Raw genomic sequence first — 16,766 nt, forward strand, 5'->3', positions numbered from 1 at the left:
GGCTCCCGATGCCGGCCCGTCGAAGGCCCCGTCTCAAGCCCCGTCTACGACTCCCCCGGGCTGATTGGATGTGGATCGGCTGGCTCGAGTTCGATGTGTTGCTGGGCGACGTGCGATCGCTCAAGCAGAAGCGGTCGGTGATCCGTCCGGTGGTCGCAGAGTTACAGCGCAAGTTTAGCGTGTCGGCGGCCGAGACGGGTTCGCAGGACCTGCATCGACGGGCCGGCATCGGCGTGGCCCTGGTGTCCAGCGATCGTGGCCACGCCGTCGATGTGCTCGACAGGGCCGAACGACTGGTGGCCGCGCATCCGGAGTTCGAGTTGCTGTCGGTGCGGCGGGGCCTGCACCACAGCGACGACTAGACCGCCGCTACCGATGGCGGCGACCCGCCACGCCGCGCTTGCGATCCGACTACCCGTCACGGCCCACGCGTTTGCGGCCCAGGGGCGCGGGCGCGATAACGCCGGGAGCGAGCCGCCGCGCGAATACCAGGAACGCCGTGTGCCCGCGCATCGAATGCTGCGGGCGGACGGCCAAGCCGACGACGTTCCAACCGCGCTGCAAGGTCTCCCACGCCCGCGGTTCGGTCCAGCACTGCTGGGCGCGCAGCGCCTCCACCACCCGCGACAGCTGGGTGACGGTAGCCACGTAGATCATCAGCACGCCGCCGGCAATCAGCAGTCGCGCCGCCGCGTCGAGCACCTCCCACGGCGCGAGCATGTCCAGCACCGCCCTGTCGAAGGAACCGTCGTGCAGGTCGGAGTCGGCGAGGTCGCTGACGATCAGCTGCCAGTTGTCCGGTAGGCGGCCGGAGAACACCTCGACGTTGCGGCGAGCGTGCTCGGCATGGTCGGCGCCGCTGAGTTACCCAGGGCCAGCAGCATTTCCGCGGTCCGCCGGGACAGCTGCCAACCGCCCTGGAAGGGTGCGAACTCCATGGGGAAGGTGAAGTTGCCGTTGTTCGCCTGTGCGGTGTGGACGATGATCGTGGCCATCACGTTGGACGGATTCTTGTCCGACCAGGCCAGGTTGTTCGCCGCGAACGTCATCGGCAGGTACCCGTTGTCCCGCAACGCGTTGGTGAACTTGTCCAGGGTGCCCGCGCTGTCGGGGTTGGCGCCCTCGACGAGGCTCACCTTGTTGATGCCCGGAACGTTCGGGTCGGCGAGCCGGTTCAGCACGTCGATGAGGGCCTCGGGCGCGGGCAGGGGAGCGGTCGGCGGAGCCGCGACGGTGACCGGACTCGTCGTGGGGTGAACCGTCGACGAGGGGGACGACACCACCTTGGGTCCGGGATGCGAACACCCGGAGAGGCCGACCACCGCCACCGCTGTGGCGGCGCTCAGCGCAACGGACAGTTGTCGGTGCATCCAGTCGGGGTTGTGGACTACTCGCTCATGCCTGCGGCCGGCCAACGGATGCAACGGAAGTCACACCGGCGGCCGCCCCGCCCACCAAGGCCCTGGAGGGTCAAGCCGGCTGAGCCTGTGGCAAGGGGTTTTACAGCCACCGCTGTCCTTTCGATCGGCGCGATTCGTGGGCGAGATTACCAGTTCGACCAAAGTCTTAACTTTTCGTGAGCATTTGTCTCCGTACATGAACGGGCAATCGCCGGTAGCGTGGGTGTATCCACCGCATCATGTCGGGGCGGGAAAGGAGCGCAACATGGGTGACTCAGAGCGTTCTGATGCATTCGGTAATTCCCGTGATACTGGCATGTCCAGCGGCGATGCTGCCGAATTGGAACAACTACGCCGCGAGGCAGCGGTGCTTCGCGAGCAACTCGAGCACGCGGCCGGGACGCATGGCGGCACCCGCTCCGCGCGCGATGTGCATCAACTCGAAGCCCGCATCGACTCCCTCGCGGCCCGCAATTCAAAATTAATGGAGACTCTCAAAGAGGCCCGCCAGCAACTGTTGGCGCTGCGCGAAGAGGTCGACCGCCTCGGGCAACCGCCCAGTGGCTACGGCGTCCTGCTTTCCGCGCACGAGGACGACACGGTCGACGTGTTCACCTCGGGCCGCAAGATGCGGCTGACCTGCTCACCCAACATCGACGTCACCGCGCTGCGCAAGGGCCAGACCGTCCGGCTCAACGAGGCCCTGACCGTCGTCGAGGCCGGCACGTACGAATCGGTCGGCGAGATCTCCACTCTGCGTGAGGTGCTGGCCGACGGCCACCGCGCGCTCGTCGTCGGCCACGCCGACGAGGAGCGCATCGTCTGGCTGGCCGAACCGTTGGTCGCCGAGGACCTGCCGGACGGCATTCCCGACGCCCTCAACGACGACACCACGCCGCGCAAGCTGCGTCCGGGCGACTCGCTGCTGGTCGACACCAAGGCCGGCTACGCCTTCGAGCGCATCCCCAAGGCCGAGGTCGAAGACCTGGTGCTGGAAGAGGTTCCCGACGTCAGCTACCAGGACATCGGTGGCCTGACCCGCCAGATCGAGCAGATCCGCGACGCCGTCGAGCTGCCGTTCCTGCACAAGGAGCTCTACCGCGAGTACGCGCTGCGCCCGCCCAAGGGCGTGTTGCTCTACGGCCCGCCCGGCTGCGGCAAGACCCTGATCGCCAAGGCGGTCGCGAACTCGTTGGCCAAGAAGATGGCCGAAGTGCGCGGCGACGATGCGCGCGAGGCCAAGTCCTACTTCCTCAACATCAAAGGCCCCGAGCTGCTGAACAAGTTCGTCGGCGAAACCGAGCGGCACATCCGGCTGATCTTCCAACGGGCGCGCGAGAAGGCGTCGGAGGGAACGCCGGTGATCGTCTTCTTCGACGAGATGGATTCGATCTTCCGCACCCGCGGCACCGGGGTTTCCTCGGACGTCGAGACGACGGTGGTCCCGCAGCTGCTCAGCGAGATCGACGGCGTGGAGGGCCTCGAGAACGTCATCGTGATCGGCGCCTCCAACCGCGAGGACATGATCGACCCCGCGATCCTGCGGCCCGGCCGGCTCGACGTGAAGATCAAGATCGAACGCCCCGATGCCGAAGCGGCGCAAGACATCTTCTCGAAATACCTGATCGAGCAGCTGCCGCTGCACGCCGACGACCTCGCCGAGTTCGGCGGCGACCGCACGGTCTGCATCAAGGCGATGATCGAGAAGGTCGTCGAGCGGATGTACGCCGAGATCGACGACAACCGGTTCCTGGAGGTCACCTACGCCAACGGTGACAAGGAAGTCATGTACTTCAAGGACTTCAACTCCGGGGCGATGATCCAGAACGTCGTCGACAGGGCGAAGAAGAACGCGATCAAGTCGGTGCTGGAGACCGGCCAACCGGGCCTGCGCATTCAGCACCTGCTGGACTCGATCGTCGACGAGTTCGCCGAGAACGAGGACCTGCCCAACACCACCAACCCCGATGACTGGGCGCGGATTTCGGGCAAGAAGGGCGAGCGGATCGTCTACATCCGCACCCTGGTCACCGGCAAGTCGTCGAGCGCGTCCCGCGCCATCGACACCGAGTCGAACCTCGGTCAGTACCTGTAGGGGCGGCGGACGTCAGCGCGAACCGCGACACTGAAACTACACACACACGACGCGCCGCGGCGGGTGTGCGTAGTTTCAGCGTCGGCGGCTCGCCAGCCCTCAGCCCGTCACCAGCGAATAGCTGTTGGTCAGGTCATCCTGGGTGACCTGGGCAGCGCGTGAGGTCGTGTCGATGCGCAACTCTTCGGTGAGCACACGCGACTGGTAGGACCATCCGTCCGGCAGCTTGAGCCGCTCGCCCAGCTTCGGCAGATCGGCACGCGAAAGGTCGGGGTCGACGACCTGGCTCCAGGTTTGCATGACCCAGTGGTGCCCCTGGGGATCCTGGAGTTCGTAGACCTCTTCGCCGGCGTTGAACACGAACACCGTGTGGCGGTTCACCGTGTTGGCGATGTAGGGCGCCGGATTCATCGACGACAGCAGGACGGTGGCCTGCTGGATCATCTCGATCCCCCCGAAGGTCTTTTTGATCTGCGGGCCCTGTTGCTCCTTTTCGATGGAGTTCATCAACCAGTAGCGTGGGCCGTTGAGCAGCGCTGCGGCCGCGCCGTTTTCGGCCGCGATGGCCTGCGGGTCCAACTTTGACCACAGCTCGGCGGGGCAATCGTTGAGCGGAAAGCTGTTGTACACCGTGGCCTGCGGGCCGGCCTCGCCGGAGATCACGAGAAGGACTTCGCCGTAACGCTTCCCAGCCAAATCGGTCACCGGCTCACACGCTTCCTCTTCGACGGGCGCCAGAGTGCTCCGGCACCTGTGTGAAATTAATCACTGGCCTGGGCGGCGTCAACTTCACACGCGGTAGCGACGGCGCCGCGGTAGCGGTTGCGCGCGATCAGGGTGGCGTGCAGATCCTCGATCAGCGGGTCGAGGAAGGTCGATCGGTATTCGGCGTCGCCGGCCGCGCGGGCGCTGATGTACATGAAGGTCAACGCGCCGAGGAAAAGGCACATGTGGATCAGCGAATCAGGCAGGGGCAGCGTCCATCCCAGCACCGTCGCGGTGCTGGAATAGGTGTGGGTCCATTCGTTGAGCAACTCCGGACTGAGGACGATCAGGCCGAGGATCAAGTAGATGGCGGCGGTGACCACTGCCACCACCGTGATCTGCGCCAGTTGCGAGGCGGCGAGCACGAACACCACGTTGAGCCGCTCGGACCTTTTCAGCGCCGCGCAGTCGGGAACATCCGGCATGGCCGCGAAGGGTGTGCCGGCGAGCCGTTCGGTGTCGTTGGCCAGCTCCGCCGTCGTCGATCGCAGCATCGGCCGCACGCGTTCCCGGGTGGCGGAGACGACGAAGACCGCGGCGATGGACACCAGAAACGCCATGGCCAGCGCGAGCCGCTCTCCGCTGATCGTCGCGGCCATCAACCAGACGTAGGTGTTGAAGAACACCAAGGCGGTCAACAGCACAACCGGCAGCGCCCGGACCACTAGGGCGCCGACCGTCACGAAGTGCGACAGCATCATTCGCACCGCCCAGCCGATGACCGACCCGACACCACAGCCGGTGAGGATCAGCACCACGACCACGACGACGATCTCCTGCGCTAGCTGGCCAGGTCCGGAGACGATGCTTGCGACGCACGCCACGACGGCAACCGCCGCAACGGCCACCACCGCACGCGTCCGCCCGCTGCGCGACCGCGAGACCAGCCAGCCGACCAGCGCCATCAGCGGCAGGGCGACCGCGACGATGGCGAGCACTGCCCATTCAGCCGGTGTCGGTTCACCCTTGATCTCGACGTCGCCGCCCCCGACGATCGAGTAGACCGCCAACACGCAGCCCTGAAGCGCCGCGTACGCCGCCAGCACGGGGGCCGACCGCGGCCACAGGCGTCGCCACCGGGCCCGCCGGGTGAGCACGGACGGTAAACCCCGCTCCAAGAACCAGCTTTCGGCCCCTGTGACAAAGGAAGCGCTCGCCGAGGTCCGGCGCCCCGGGGTGCGGCGCAGGGAAAGGTCCATGCGGGCCCACCCTAATGTCGGATCGGTCCGCGCGGTGGCCGTTTTCACCCCGCGTCGCGGGCTGCATCGTCGCCAGGCCGGACCCGATTGCCTGGCTCCTCCGCACCCCGCGTCGCGGGCTGCATCGTCGCCAGGCCTATCTTGAAGTAATGCAAAGGATTATCGGGACGGAGGTCGAGTACGGCATATCCTCGCCGTCGGACCCGACGGCCAACCCGATCCTCACCTCGACGCAGGCGGTCCTGGCGTACGCGGCCGCCGCCGGGATCCAGCGCGCCAAGCGCACCCGCTGGGACTACGAGGTGGAATCGCCGCTGCGGGACGCGCGCGGTTTCGACCTGAGCCGCTCGGCCGGGCCGCCGCCGGTGGTCGACGCGGACGAGGTCGGCGCGGCCAACATGATCTTGACCAACGGCGCGCGGCTCTACGTCGACCACGCCCACCCGGAATACTCCGCGCCGGAATGCACCGATCCACTCGACGCGGTGATCTGGGACAAGGCCGGCGAGCGCGTGATGGAGGCCGCCGCCCGCCACGTCGCCAGCGTGCCCGGGGCCGCCAAGCTGCAGCTCTACAAGAACAACGTGGACGGCAAGGGCGCCTCCTACGGCTCGCACGAGAACTATTTGATGTCCCGGCAGACGCCCTTTTCGGCCATCATCGCCGGCCTGACCCCCTTTCTGGTATCGCGGCAGGTGGTCACCGGCTCCGGCCGGGTCGGCATCGGGCCCTCCGGTGACGAGCCCGGTTTCCAGCTGTCGCAGCGCTCCGACTACATCGAGGTCGAGGTCGGCCTGGAGACCACGCTCAAGCGCGGCATCATCAACACCCGCGACGAACCGCACGCCGACGCCGACCGGTATCGCCGGCTGCACGTGATCATCGGCGACGCCAACCTCGCCGAGACCTCGACGTATCTGAAGTTGGGCACCACCGCGCTGGTGCTCGATTTGATCGAGGACGGCCCGACGCACGGCATCGACCTTTCCGACCTGACGTTGGCGCGGCCGGTGCACGCGGTACATGCCATCAGCCGTGATCCGTCGCTGCGGGTTGCGGTGGCCCTGGCGGACGGCCGCGAGCTGACCGCCCTTGCGCTGCAACGGATCTATCTCGACCGGGTGGCAAAGCTGGTCGACGGCCGCGATCCCGACCCGCGCGCGGCCGACATCGTCGAGACCTGGGCGCACGTGCTCGACCTGCTCGAGCGTGACCCGATGGAGTGCGCCGAACTGCTGGACTGGCCAGCCAAGCTGCGGCTGCTCGAGGGCTTCCGGCAGCGGGAGAACCTGAACTGGTCGGCACCGCGGCTGCACCTCGTCGACCTGCAGTATTCCGACGTCCGCCTGGACAAGGGCCTGTACAACCGGCTGGTCGCCCGCGGCTCGATGAAGCGCCTGGTCACCGAGCACCAGGTGATCGACGCCGTCGACAACCCGCCGACGGACACCCGCGCCTACTTCCGCGGTGAATGCCTGCGCAGGTTCGGCGCCGACATCGCAGCGGCCAGCTGGGACTCGGTGATCTTCGACCTCGGCGGCGATTCGCTGGTGCGCATCCCGACGCTGGAACCGCTGCGCGGCAGCAAAGCGCACGTCGGGGCGCTATTGGACTCCGTTGACAGCGCGGCGGAGCTGGTGGAACAACTGACCAGCTGAAGCACGTTAAGCAGGGCAACGTCGGCGTTGACCGGTAGGGTAGAGAAACACCGGTAGGCGTTGCGACGCGGCCGATAACAAGCAGGAGGCGGCGATGGCTCAGGAGCAGACAAAGCGTGGTGGTGGCGGCGGCGATGACGACGACTTCGCCGACGGCACGGCCGCGGGCCAAGAGCGCCGTGAGAAGTTAGCCGAGGAGACTGACGACCTGCTCGACGAGATCGACGACGTCCTCGAGGAAAACGCTGAGGACTTTGTCCGCGCGTACGTCCAAAAGGGCGGACAGTGACCTGGCCTTTCTCCGATCGCCTGTCCACTAACTCCGCACTTCCACCGAACCCGGCTGTAGACCTGTCCTCGTTTGCTGACTTTCTCCGCCGCCAGGCGCCGGAGCTGTTGCCGGTGAACCTCAGCGGCGGCGCCCAAGCGGGCGGTGTCGGGGCGCAGCTGCCGCACGGCACCACGATCGTCGCACTGAAATACCCGGGCGGGGTCGTCCTCGCCGGCGACCGGCGCTCCACGCAGGGCAACATGATCGCCGGGCGCGACGTGAAAAAGGTGTACATCACCGATGACTACACGGCCACCGGCATCGCGGGCACCGCGGCGATCGCCGTCGAGTTCGCGCGCCTCTACGCCGTGGAGCTCGAGCACTACGAGAAGCTCGAGGGCGTGCCGCTCACCTTCGCCGGCAAGGTGAACCGGCTGGCCATCATGGTGCGCGGGAACCTGGCCGCCGCGATGCAGGGGCTGGTGGCGGTGCCGCTACTGGCGGGTTATGACATGCACGCCCCCGATCCGGAAAGCGCCGGACGCATCGTCTCGTTCGATGCCGCGGGTGGGTGGAACATCGAGGAAGAGGGCTACCAGGCGGTGGGGTCGGGTTCCATCTTCGCCAAGTCGTCGATGAAGAAGTTGTATTCGCAAGTCACCGATGTCGATTCGGCGGTGCGGGTCGCGGTGGAGGCGCTCTACGACGCCGCCGACGACGATTCCGCCACCGGCGGACCGGATCTGGTCCGCGGCATCTACCCCACGGCCATCACCATCGGCGCCGAGGGGGCGGCCGAGGTGCCTGAGAGGCGCATCGCCGAGCTGGCCCGCGAAGTCATCGAAAGCCGCTCGCGCGCAGATACTTTCGGACCTGACGCCGAGCCGCGGGGGGAGAAGTGAGCTTCCCGTATTTCATCTCGCCCGAGCAGGCGATGCGCGAGCGCAGCGAGCTCGCCCGCAAGGGGATCGCGCGCGGCCGCAGCGTGGTGGCGTTGGCCTACGCCGGCGGTGTGCTGTTCGTCGCGGAGAACCCGTCGCGGTCGCTGCAGAAGATCAGCGAGCTCTACGACCGGGTGGGCTTCGCGGCCGCCGGCAAGTTCAACGAATTCGACAACTTGCGCCGCGGCGGGATCCAGTTCGCCGACACGCGCGGCTACGCCTATGACCGCCGCGACGTCACCGGCCGCCAGCTCGCCAACGTCTACGCGCAGACGCTGGGCAGCATCTTCACCGAGCAGGCCAAGCCCTACGAGGTCGAGTTGTGCGTCGCCGAGGTCGCCCACTATGGCGAGACCAAACCGCCGGAGCTCTACCGGATCACCTACGACGGCTCGATCGCCGACGAGCCGCACTTCGTGGTCATGGGCGGGACCACCGAGCCGATCGCCACCGCGCTGAAGGACACCTACGCCGAAAACGCCGACCTGAGCGACGCTCTGGGCATCGCTGTGGCGGCCCTGCGGGCGGGCAGCGCCGACGCCTCCAACGGCGATCAGCCCTCCCTCGACGTGACCAGCCTGGAGGTGGCCATCCTCGACGCCAACCGGCCGCGGCGCGCGTTCCGGCGCATCAACCGACCCGCCCTGGAGAGCATGCTGCACGAGCTGGACGCCAAGGGCTCGAAATCCGAGGACTCCGAATCCGGCGGCGAAGCGTCGGAACCCGACGGCAAATCCTCGGAGTAGAGCCGCCCAATAACATCCACGGGCGCGGCTTCTGCACCTTTGCGGTGGGACAACCAGTACCCTCGATTACGTGCAGCGACGAATTATGGGCATCGAGACCGAGTTCGGTGTCACCTGCACGTTCCACGGCCATCGCCGCCTGTCCCCGGACGAGGTTGCCCGCTACCTGTTCCGTCGGGTGGTGTCGTGGGGCCGCAGCTCCAACGTCTTCTTGCGAAACGGCGCCCGCCTCTACCTCGACGTGGGCAGCCACCCCGAGTACGCCACCGCCGAATGCGACAGCCTGGTGCAGCTGGTCACCCACGACCGGGCCGGCGAATGGGTGCTGGAGGACCTGCTGGTCGACGCCGAGCAGCGGCTCGCCGACGAGGGCATCGGTGGTGACATCTACCTGTTCAAGAACAACACCGACTCGGCGGGCAACTCCTACGGATGCCACGAGAACTACCTGATCGTGCGTGCCGGCGAGTTCTCCCGGATCTCCGACGTGCTGCTGCCGTTCCTGGTCACCCGCCAGCTGATCTGCGGGGCCGGCAAGGTGCTGCAGACGCCCAAGGCCGCGACGTTCTGCCTGTCCCAGCGTGCCGAGCACATCTGGGAAGGCGTCTCCTCGGCCACCACCCGCAGCCGGCCGATCATCAACACCCGCGACGAGCCGCACGCCGACGCCGAGAAGTACCGGCGGCTGCACGTCATCGTCGGCGACTCCAACATGTGCGAGACGACCACCATGCTCAAGGTGGGCACGGCGGCGCTGGTGCTGGAGATGATCGAAGCCGGCGTCCCGTTCCGCGACTTCTCCCTCGACAACCCCATCCGGGCCATCCGCGAGGTCAGCCACGACGTCACTGGGCGCCGGCCGGTGCGGCTGGCCGGTGGACGTCAGGCCAGCGCCCTGGACATCCAGCGCGAGTACTACAGCCGCGCCGTCGAGCACCTGCAGACCCGGGAGCCCAACGCCCAGATCGAGCAGGTCGTCGACCTGTGGGGCCGCCAGCTCGACGCCGTGGAGAGCCAGGATTTCGCGAAGGTGGACACCGAGATCGACTGGGTGATCAAACGCAAGCTGTTCCAGCGCTACCAGGACCGCTACAACATGGAGCTGTCCGACCCGAAGATCGCCCAGCTCGACCTGGCCTACCACGACATCAAGCGCGGCCGCGGCGTCTTCGACCTGCTGCAGCGCAAGGGCCTGGCGACGCGGGTTACCACCGACGAGGACATCGCCGAGGCCGTCGACCACCCGCCGCAGACCACCCGAGCCCGTCTGCGCGGGGAGTTCATCAGCGCCGCCCAGGCGGCGGGCCGTGACTTCACCGTCGACTGGGTACACCTCAAGCTCAACGACCAGGCGCAGCGCACCGTGCTGTGCAAGGACCCGTTCCGGGCGGTCGACGAGCGGGTCAAGCGGCTCATCGCGAGCATGTAGTCCCTACCTGCTGGCGCGGGCGCCATCAGCTGTGTAGAGGCAGCGCGGCCGGGCGGCGGAAGCGCCCGGAAAGGGCCATCGAATAACCTGGTGCAGATGGCGATCTCGAAAGTCGAGCGGTTGGTCAACCTCGTTATCGCGCTGCTGTCCACCCGGGGCTACATCACCGCGGAGAAGATCCGGTCCAGCGTCGCGGGTTATTCCGACAGCCCCAGCGCCGAGGCGTTCTCGCGGATGTTCGAGCGCGACAAGAACGAACTGCGTGACCTCGGCATCCCGCTCGAAGTCGGCCGGGTGTCGGTCACGGACCCCACCGAGGGCTACCGGATCAACCGCGACGCCTACGCGCTGCGGCCGGTCGAGCTGACCCCTGACGAGGCGGCCGCCGTCGCTGTCGCGACGCAGTTGTGGGAGTCGCCGGAGCTGATCACCGCCACCCAGGGCGCGCTGCTCAAGCTGCGCGCCGCCGGGGTCGACGTCGACCCGGACGCGCCGGTGGCCATCGCGTCCTCGGCCGGGGTTCCCGGCCTGCGGGGGTCCGAGGAGGTTCTCGGAATCCTGTTGTCCGCCATCGATTCTCGGCAGGCGGTGCAGTTCCCGCACCGGCCCTCGCGCGCCGAGCCCTACACCACGCGCACCGTGGAGCCGTGGGGCGTGGTCACCGAGAGGGGCCGCTGGTATCTGGTGGGCCACGACCGCGACCGCGACGCCACCCGCACCTTCCGGCTCTCCCGGATCGGCGCCGGGGTCACGCCGATCGGGCCGCCCGGCGCGGTCACCGTGCCCGACGGGGTGGACCTGCGCAAGATCGTGGCCCAGACGGTCACCGAGTGGCCGACGGGCGGGCAGGCGCGGGTGTGGGTCGCCGACGGGCGTGCCACCGCGCTGCGCCGCGCCGGAAGGTCGACGGGCGCCCACCGGAGGGGCGGCCGCGACGGCGAGGTGATCGAACTCGACATCGGATCCGCCGACGGGCTGGCGCGCGATGTCGCGGGGTATGGCGCCGACGCCGTCGTGCTCGAGCCGCAGTCCCTGCGCGACGCCGTGCTGGCCCGGCTGCGTGGCCACGCGGAGGTGCAGAGCTCGTGACGCCTGTCTCCACCCGGCTGGTGCGGTTGCTGAACATGGTGCCGTATTTCCAGGCCAACCCGAAGGTCACCCGCGCCAAGGCCGCGGCTGACCTGGGCGTCTCGGCCAAGCAGCTGGAGGAGGACCTCAACCAGCTGTGGATGTGCGGCCTTCCCGGCTACTACCCGGGTGACCTCATCGATTTCGAGTTCTCCGGCGACACCATCGAGGTGACGTTCTCGGCGGGCATCGACCGGCCGCTCAAACTCACGTCGCCGGAGGCGACGGGCCTGCTGGTGGCCCTGCGGGCGCTGGCCGACATTCCCGGCGTGGTCGATCCGGAGGCGGCGCGCAGCGCGATGGCCAAGATCGAGGCCGCCGCCGGCGCCATCGGGCAGGACAACACGGCCTTGGCGGCGGCCATCGACGAGCCCGCGCCGGTCGAGAGCCGGGCCGCGGCCGCCGTGCGCACGGCGGTGCAGTACAAGCACGCACTGGCCATCGACTACTACTCCGCCTCGCACGACACGCTGACCAGCCGGATCGTCGACCCCGTCCGGGTGCTGCTGATCGGCGGGCACAGCTACCTGGAGGCCTGGTCGCGCGAAGCCGAAGGGGTCCGGCTGTTCCGCTTCGACCGGATCGTCGACGCCACCGAGCTGGGCGAGCCGGCGGCTCCGCCCGAACCCGTGGTGCACGCGCCGCCGGACACGTCACTGTTCGACGGCGACCCGGCGCTGCCGTCGGCCAGGCTCCGGGTGGCGCCCTCGGCGTCGTGGATGCTCGAGTACTACCCGATGCGCGAGGTGCTCGAGTTGCCGGATGGCTCGTGCGAGGTCGTCATGACCTTTGCCTCCGAGGACTGGATGACGCGCCTGGTGCTCGGCTTCGGGGCGGCCGTGCGCGTCCTTGAACCGGCGTCGCTCGCGCAGCGTGTCCGGGATGCCGCGGCGGCGGCCCTGGAGTCCTACCAGGTCGCCGCGCAGTCTTAGCGTCCGGCGCGGGCACACCGGCCCGTCGCCGCGCTGCGGTAGCATCGGGTGGACGTCTGGAGGTAATCAAAGTGGGCAGTCTTAGTCCGTGGCACTGGGCGATCCTCGCTGTCGTAGTGATTCTGCTGTTCGGTGCCAAGAAGCTCCCCGATGCCGCGCGCTCGTTGGGCAAGTCGATGCGCATCTTCAAGTCCGAGATGCGTGAAATGCAGACCGAGGGCAAGTCCGACGCGCCTTCCCTGCAATCGCCTCCGCCAGCCCAACCCGTGCAGTCGCAGCGGGTCGACCCGCCGGCGGCCACCGAGCAGGGCCACACCGAAGCGCGCCCGGCTTAACCGCGTCGCCGCGGTGGCCGAGCGCGACTGACCGACCGTTAAAGACCACGGTGAAAGGTTTCAGGGTTTCAGCGCGCACCGCCGGCTTGCTGAAACGGCTCAACCCTCGCAACAGGCGCAGCCGCGCCAATCCCGACGCGACGATGTCGCTCGTCGACCACCTGACCGAGCTGCGTACCCGGCTGCTGATCTCGCTGGCCGCCATCCTGGTCACGACGATCTTCGGCTTCGTCTGGTATTCGCATTCGATCTTGGGGCTGGAAAGCCTCGGCGAATGGCTGCGCCATCCCTATTGTTCGTTGCCGCAGTCGGCCCGTGCCTCGATCAGCGCCGACGGGCAGTGCCGGCTGCTGGCCACGGCGCCGTTCGACCAATTCATGTTGCGGCTCAAGGTCGGGCTGACCGCCGGGATCGTGCTCGCCTGCCCGGTGTGGTTCTACGAGCTGTGGGCGTTCATCACCCCCGGGCTCTATCAAAAGGAGCGCCGCTTCGCGATCGCGTTCGTGATCCCCGCCGCGGTGTTGTTCGTCGTCGGCGCCGTGCTGGCCTACCTCGTGCTGTCCAAGGCGCTGGCATTCCTGTTGACGGTCGGCAGCGACGTGCAGGTGACCGCGCTGTCTGGCGACCGGTATTTCGGCTTCCTGATCAACCTGCTGGTGGTGTTCGGGGTCAGCTTCGAATTCCCGCTGCTGATGGTCATGCTCAACATCACCGGCGTGCTGACCTACGAGCGGCTCAAGTCGTGGCGGCGCGGCCTGATCTTCGGCATGTTCGCGTTCGCGGCGATGTTCACGCCCGGATCCGATCCGTTTTCGATGACCGCCCTCGGGGTGGCGCTGTCGGTGCTGCTCGAGTTCGCCATCCAAATCGCCCGGCTGCACGACAAGCGGAAGGCCAAGCGCGAGGCGCAGGCCATGATCCCCGATGACGAGGCATCGGTCATCGAGCCGCCCGCCCCGATACACGAGCCCGTGCCGGAGCCGTCGTTCACCGCAGGTCAGCATGACGATGTCACCTAGCCCCGCTTCCCGCGAGCGTGCGTGTTTGTACCGCGACACGCCGGTATTGACGTACAACTGCGCACCCTCGCGCGATCCGGCGGCGGCGTGACGGAGCCGGCCGAGCTGGCCCGGTTCGCCGCCGAACTGCGTTTTACGCTCGACGACTTTCAGCGGCGGGCCTGTGCGGCGCTGGAACAGGGCCACGGGGTGCTGGTCTGCGCGCCGACCGGCGCCGGCAAGACCGTGGTCGGCGAATTCGCCGTGCACCTGGCGCTGGCGGCCGGGGGTAAGTGCTTCTACACCACACCGCTGAAGGCACTGAGCAACCAGAAGCACACCGACCTGACCGCGCGGTACGGCCGCGACCGGATCGGCCTGCTGACCGGCGACATGTCGGTGAACGCCGACGCGCCCGTCGTGGTGATGACCACCGAAGTGCTGCGCAACATGCTCTACGCCGATTCGCCTGCGCTGCAAGGTCTTTCGTATGTGGTGATGGATGAGGTGCATTTCCTGGCCGACCGGATGCGCGGTCCGGTGTGGGAGGAGGTGATCCTGCACCTGCCCGACGAGGTGCGCCTGGTCAGTCTCTCGGCCACGGTGAGCAACGCCGAGGAGTTCGGCGGCTGGATCCAGACCGTGCGCGGCGACACGACCGTCGTGGTCGACGAACACCGGCCGGTGCCGCTGTGGCAACACGTCCTGGTGGGCAAGCGACTGTTCGACCTGTTCGACTATCGGGACCGTGACGGCGCCGAGGCCGCTGACCAACGCCAGCCGCGGGTCGATCCGGACCTGTCGCGCCACATCGCCCATCGGCGTGAAGCCGACCGGATGTCGGATTGGCAGCCACGCCGGGGGCGGGGCGTGACCAGCCGGCCGCGGTTCTATCGGCCGCCCGGTCGGCCGGACGTGATCGCGATCCTGGATTCCCAGGGGCTGCTGCCGGCGATCACGTTCGTGTTCTCCCGGGCCGGTTGTGACGCCGCGGTCGCCCAGTGCCTGCGCTCGCCGCTGCGGCTGACCACCGAGGAGGAGCGTGCGCAGATCGCCGAGGTGATCGACCACCGGTGCGGTGATCTTGCCGACTCCGACCTGGCGGTGCTCGGCTACTACGAGTGGCGCGAGGGGCTGCTGCGCGGCCTGGCCGCCCACCACGCCGGGATGTTGCCGGCGTTCCGCCACACCGTGGAGGAGTTGTTCACCGCCGGGCTGGTCAAGGCGGTGTTTGCCACCGAAACGCTGGCGCTCGGCATCAACATGCCCGCCCGCACGGTGGTGCTCGAGCGGCTGGTGAAGTTCAACGGCGAGCAGCACGTGCCGCTGACACCGGGGGAGTACACGCAGTTGACCGGCCGCGCCGGCCGGCGCGGCATCGACGTTGAGGGCCACGCCGTGGTGCTGTGGAATCCCAGCGAGGAAACCACCGAGCCGTCCGCGGTCGCCGGCCTGGCCTCCACCCGTACCTTCCCGCTGCGCAGTTCGTTCGCGCCGTCCTACAACATGACGATCAACCTGGTGCGCCACATGGGTCCCGAGCAGGCTCATCAGCTGCTGGAGCAGTCGTTCGCCCAGTACCAGGCCGACCGCTCGGTCGTCGGGCTGGTTCGCGGCATCGAGCGCGGAAAACGCCTGCTCGACGAGATCGCCTCCGAGCTGGGCGGGCCGGCGGCGCCGATCCTCGAATACGCCCGGCTGCGGGCGCGGATTTCGGAGATGGAGCGCGCGCAGTCCCGCGCGTCGCGGCTGCACCGGCGGCAGGCGGCCAGCGATGCGCTGGCCGGGCTGCGTCGAGGCGACATCATCACGATCGACCACGGACGGCGCGGCGGGCTGGCGGTGGTGCTGGAGTCGGCCCGCGACAGCGACGACCCGCGCCCACTGGTGCTCACCGAACACCGTTGGGCGGGGCGGATTTCGTCGGCGGACTATTCGGGAGCGGCGGCGCCGGTGGGTTCCATGTCGTTGCCCAAGCGCGTCGAGCATCGCCAGCCGCGGGTGCGGCGCGATTTGGCTTCGGCGCTGCGCTCGGCCGCCGCCGGACTGACCGTTCCATCCGGCCGCCGTGGGCGTGGTGACACGGACGGCTTCCACGACCCGGAGCTGGCGTCGTTGCGGGCGGAGTTGCGCCGCCATCCCGCCCACAACAGCCCGGAGGAGCGGATCCGCGAGGCCGAGCGCTACCTGCGCATCGAGCGTGACAACGCGCAGTTGGAGAAGAAGGTCGGCGCCGCCACCAACTCGCTGGCCCGCACGTTCGACCGGATCGTCGGGCTCCTCACCGAGCGCGGTTTCATCGAGGGTCCGGCCAGCGACCCGCACGTCACCGACGACGGCCGCATGCTGGCGCGGATCTACAGCGAAAGCGACCTGCTGGTCGCCGAATGCCTGCGCACCGGCGCGTGGGCGGGTTTGAAACCGGCCGAGTTGGCCGCGGTGGTGTCGGCGGTGCTCTACGAGTCGCGCGGCGGGGACGGCCCCGGCGCCGCGGCCGCCGGGGAGGTGCCCACCCAACCATTGCGGCAGGCGCTGCAGCAGACGTCGCGGCTGTCGACGGCGCTGCGCGCCGACGAGCAGACGCATCGCATCGGCCCGAGCCGCGAACCCGACGACGGCTTCGTCACCGTCATCTACCGCTGGGCCCGGACCGGAGACCTGGCCGCGGCGCTGGCCGCCGCCGACGTTTCCGGCAGCGGTTCCCCGCTATCGGCGGGCGACTTCGTCCGGTGGTGCCGCCAAGTGCTCGACCTGTTGGACCAGGTCCGCAACGCCGCCCCGGATCCCGACGTTCGGGCCACCGCCAAGCGCGCCATCAATGAGGTTCGGCGCGGCGTCGTCGCAGTTGACGCCGGGTAGGCTGGGCCCG

15 protein-coding genes and 1 pseudogene are annotated in these 16,766 nt (G+C 68.3%); 12 read left to right on the forward strand and 4 right to left on the reverse strand.

Features of this window, described 5'->3' with window-relative positions:
- The first annotated feature begins 68 nt into the window (after positions 1–68).
- Positions 69–362 (forward strand): DUF503 domain-containing protein, encoded by a 294-nt coding sequence (locus A5764_RS15490; protein ID WP_067114395.1) that lies wholly within the window; start codon positions 69–71, stop codon positions 360–362.
- Between the two features lie 49 nt (positions 363–411).
- Here A5764_RS15490 and trmI read toward each other — a convergent pair.
- Together trmI and A5764_RS15500 are read right to left on the reverse strand one after the other, a co-directional pair.
- Positions 412–855: pseudogene (gene trmI / locus A5764_RS15495) on the reverse strand (tRNA (adenine(58)-N(1))-methyltransferase TrmI); the annotation flags it as partial.
- Positions 783–1,370, reverse strand: coding sequence for a hypothetical protein (locus A5764_RS15500; protein WP_067114396.1), 588 nt, complete (start codon positions 1,368–1,370; stop codon positions 783–785). The gene A5764_RS15500 and the pseudogene trmI, both read right to left, overlap by 73 nt.
- Positions 1,371–1,665: 295 nt before the next feature.
- Between A5764_RS15500 and arc the strand changes: the two genes are divergently transcribed.
- Positions 1,666–3,495 (forward strand): proteasome ATPase, encoded by a 1,830-nt coding sequence (arc, locus tag A5764_RS15505; protein WP_067114544.1) that lies wholly within the window; start codon positions 1,666–1,668, stop codon positions 3,493–3,495.
- Between the two features lie 99 nt (positions 3,496–3,594).
- Here the strand turns inward: arc and A5764_RS15510 are convergent, their stop codons facing one another.
- Both A5764_RS15510 and A5764_RS15515 read right to left on the reverse strand, forming a co-directional pair.
- Positions 3,595–4,233, reverse strand: coding sequence for a hypothetical protein (locus tag A5764_RS15510; protein WP_369807331.1), 639 nt, complete (start codon positions 4,231–4,233; stop codon positions 3,595–3,597).
- A gap of 23 nt (positions 4,234–4,256) precedes the next feature.
- A complete protein-coding gene (locus A5764_RS15515; RefSeq protein ID WP_067114398.1) occupies positions 4,257–5,459 on the reverse strand; it encodes a hypothetical protein in 1,203 nt (400 codons plus the stop codon).
- Between the two features lie 149 nt (positions 5,460–5,608).
- Between A5764_RS15515 and dop the strand changes: the two genes are divergently transcribed.
- From dop to A5764_RS15565, 10 genes are all read left to right on the forward strand, one after another.
- Complete coding sequence (gene dop / locus A5764_RS15520; protein ID WP_067114399.1) at positions 5,609–7,117, forward strand: pup deamidase/depupylase; 1,509 nt, start codon at positions 5,609–5,611, stop codon at positions 7,115–7,117.
- Positions 7,118–7,211: 94 nt separating this feature from the next.
- Positions 7,212–7,406 (forward strand): ubiquitin-like protein Pup, encoded by a 195-nt coding sequence (locus tag A5764_RS15525; RefSeq protein WP_067114400.1) that lies wholly within the window; start codon positions 7,212–7,214, stop codon positions 7,404–7,406.
- On the forward strand, positions 7,403–8,290 hold the full coding sequence (gene prcB, locus A5764_RS15530; RefSeq protein ID WP_067114401.1) for a proteasome subunit beta: 888 nt from the start codon (positions 7,403–7,405) through the stop codon (positions 8,288–8,290). The genes A5764_RS15525 and prcB overlap by 4 nt, the downstream gene beginning before the upstream one ends.
- Positions 8,287–9,075, forward strand: a complete 789-nt coding sequence (gene prcA / locus A5764_RS15535; protein WP_067114402.1) for a proteasome subunit alpha — start codon at positions 8,287–8,289, stop codon at positions 9,073–9,075. Before prcB ends, prcA begins: the two co-directional genes overlap by 4 nt.
- 70 nt (positions 9,076–9,145) lie before the next feature.
- A complete protein-coding gene (gene pafA / locus A5764_RS15540; RefSeq protein WP_152531269.1) occupies positions 9,146–10,504 on the forward strand; it encodes a Pup--protein ligase in 1,359 nt (452 codons plus the stop codon).
- A 96-nt stretch (positions 10,505–10,600) separates the two neighbouring features.
- Positions 10,601–11,593: a YafY family protein gene (locus A5764_RS15545; protein ID WP_067114404.1), complete on the forward strand. Its 993-nt coding sequence runs from the start codon at positions 10,601–10,603 to the stop codon at positions 11,591–11,593.
- Positions 11,590–12,564 carry a YafY family protein gene (locus tag A5764_RS15550; RefSeq protein ID WP_067114405.1) on the forward strand — a complete coding sequence of 325 codons (975 nt, stop codon included), beginning with the start codon at positions 11,590–11,592 and terminating at the stop codon, positions 12,562–12,564. Before A5764_RS15545 ends, A5764_RS15550 begins: the two co-directional genes overlap by 4 nt.
- 71 nt (positions 12,565–12,635) lie before the next feature.
- Complete coding sequence (gene tatA / locus A5764_RS15555) at positions 12,636–12,899, forward strand: Sec-independent protein translocase subunit TatA (protein ID WP_067114406.1); 264 nt, start codon at positions 12,636–12,638, stop codon at positions 12,897–12,899.
- A gap of 50 nt (positions 12,900–12,949) precedes the next feature.
- A complete protein-coding gene (tatC, locus tag A5764_RS15560) occupies positions 12,950–13,918 on the forward strand; it encodes a twin-arginine translocase subunit TatC (RefSeq protein WP_156664700.1) in 969 nt (322 codons plus the stop codon).
- An 87-nt stretch (positions 13,919–14,005) separates the two neighbouring features.
- Positions 14,006–16,756, forward strand: a complete 2,751-nt coding sequence (locus A5764_RS15565) for an RNA helicase (protein WP_067114546.1) — start codon at positions 14,006–14,008, stop codon at positions 16,754–16,756.
- The last annotated feature ends 10 nt before the right edge of the window (positions 16,757–16,766 follow it).

It is taken from the genome of Mycobacterium sp. 852002-51057_SCH5723018, assembly GCF_001667035.1.
GTDB lineage: Bacteria > Actinomycetota > Actinomycetes > Mycobacteriales > Mycobacteriaceae > Mycobacterium.

Coding starts and splice junctions, on each gene's coding strand:
- A5764_RS15490 (WP_067114395.1), top strand. CDS start 69: ATGTGGATCGGCTGGCTCGAGTTCGATGTGTTGCTGGGCGACGTGCGA.
- A5764_RS15500 (WP_067114396.1), bottom strand. CDS start 1,370: ATGCACCGACAACTGTCCGTTGCGCTGAGCGCCGCCACAGCGGTGGCG.
- arc (WP_067114544.1), top strand. CDS start 1,666: ATGGGTGACTCAGAGCGTTCTGATGCATTCGGTAATTCCCGTGATACT.
- A5764_RS15515 (WP_067114398.1), bottom strand. CDS start 5,459: ATGGACCTTTCCCTGCGCCGCACCCCGGGGCGCCGGACCTCGGCGAGC.
- dop (WP_067114399.1), top strand. CDS start 5,609: ATGCAAAGGATTATCGGGACGGAGGTCGAGTACGGCATATCCTCGCCG.
- A5764_RS15525 (WP_067114400.1), top strand. CDS start 7,212: ATGGCTCAGGAGCAGACAAAGCGTGGTGGTGGCGGCGGCGATGACGAC.
- A5764_RS15545 (WP_067114404.1), top strand. CDS start 10,601: ATGGCGATCTCGAAAGTCGAGCGGTTGGTCAACCTCGTTATCGCGCTG.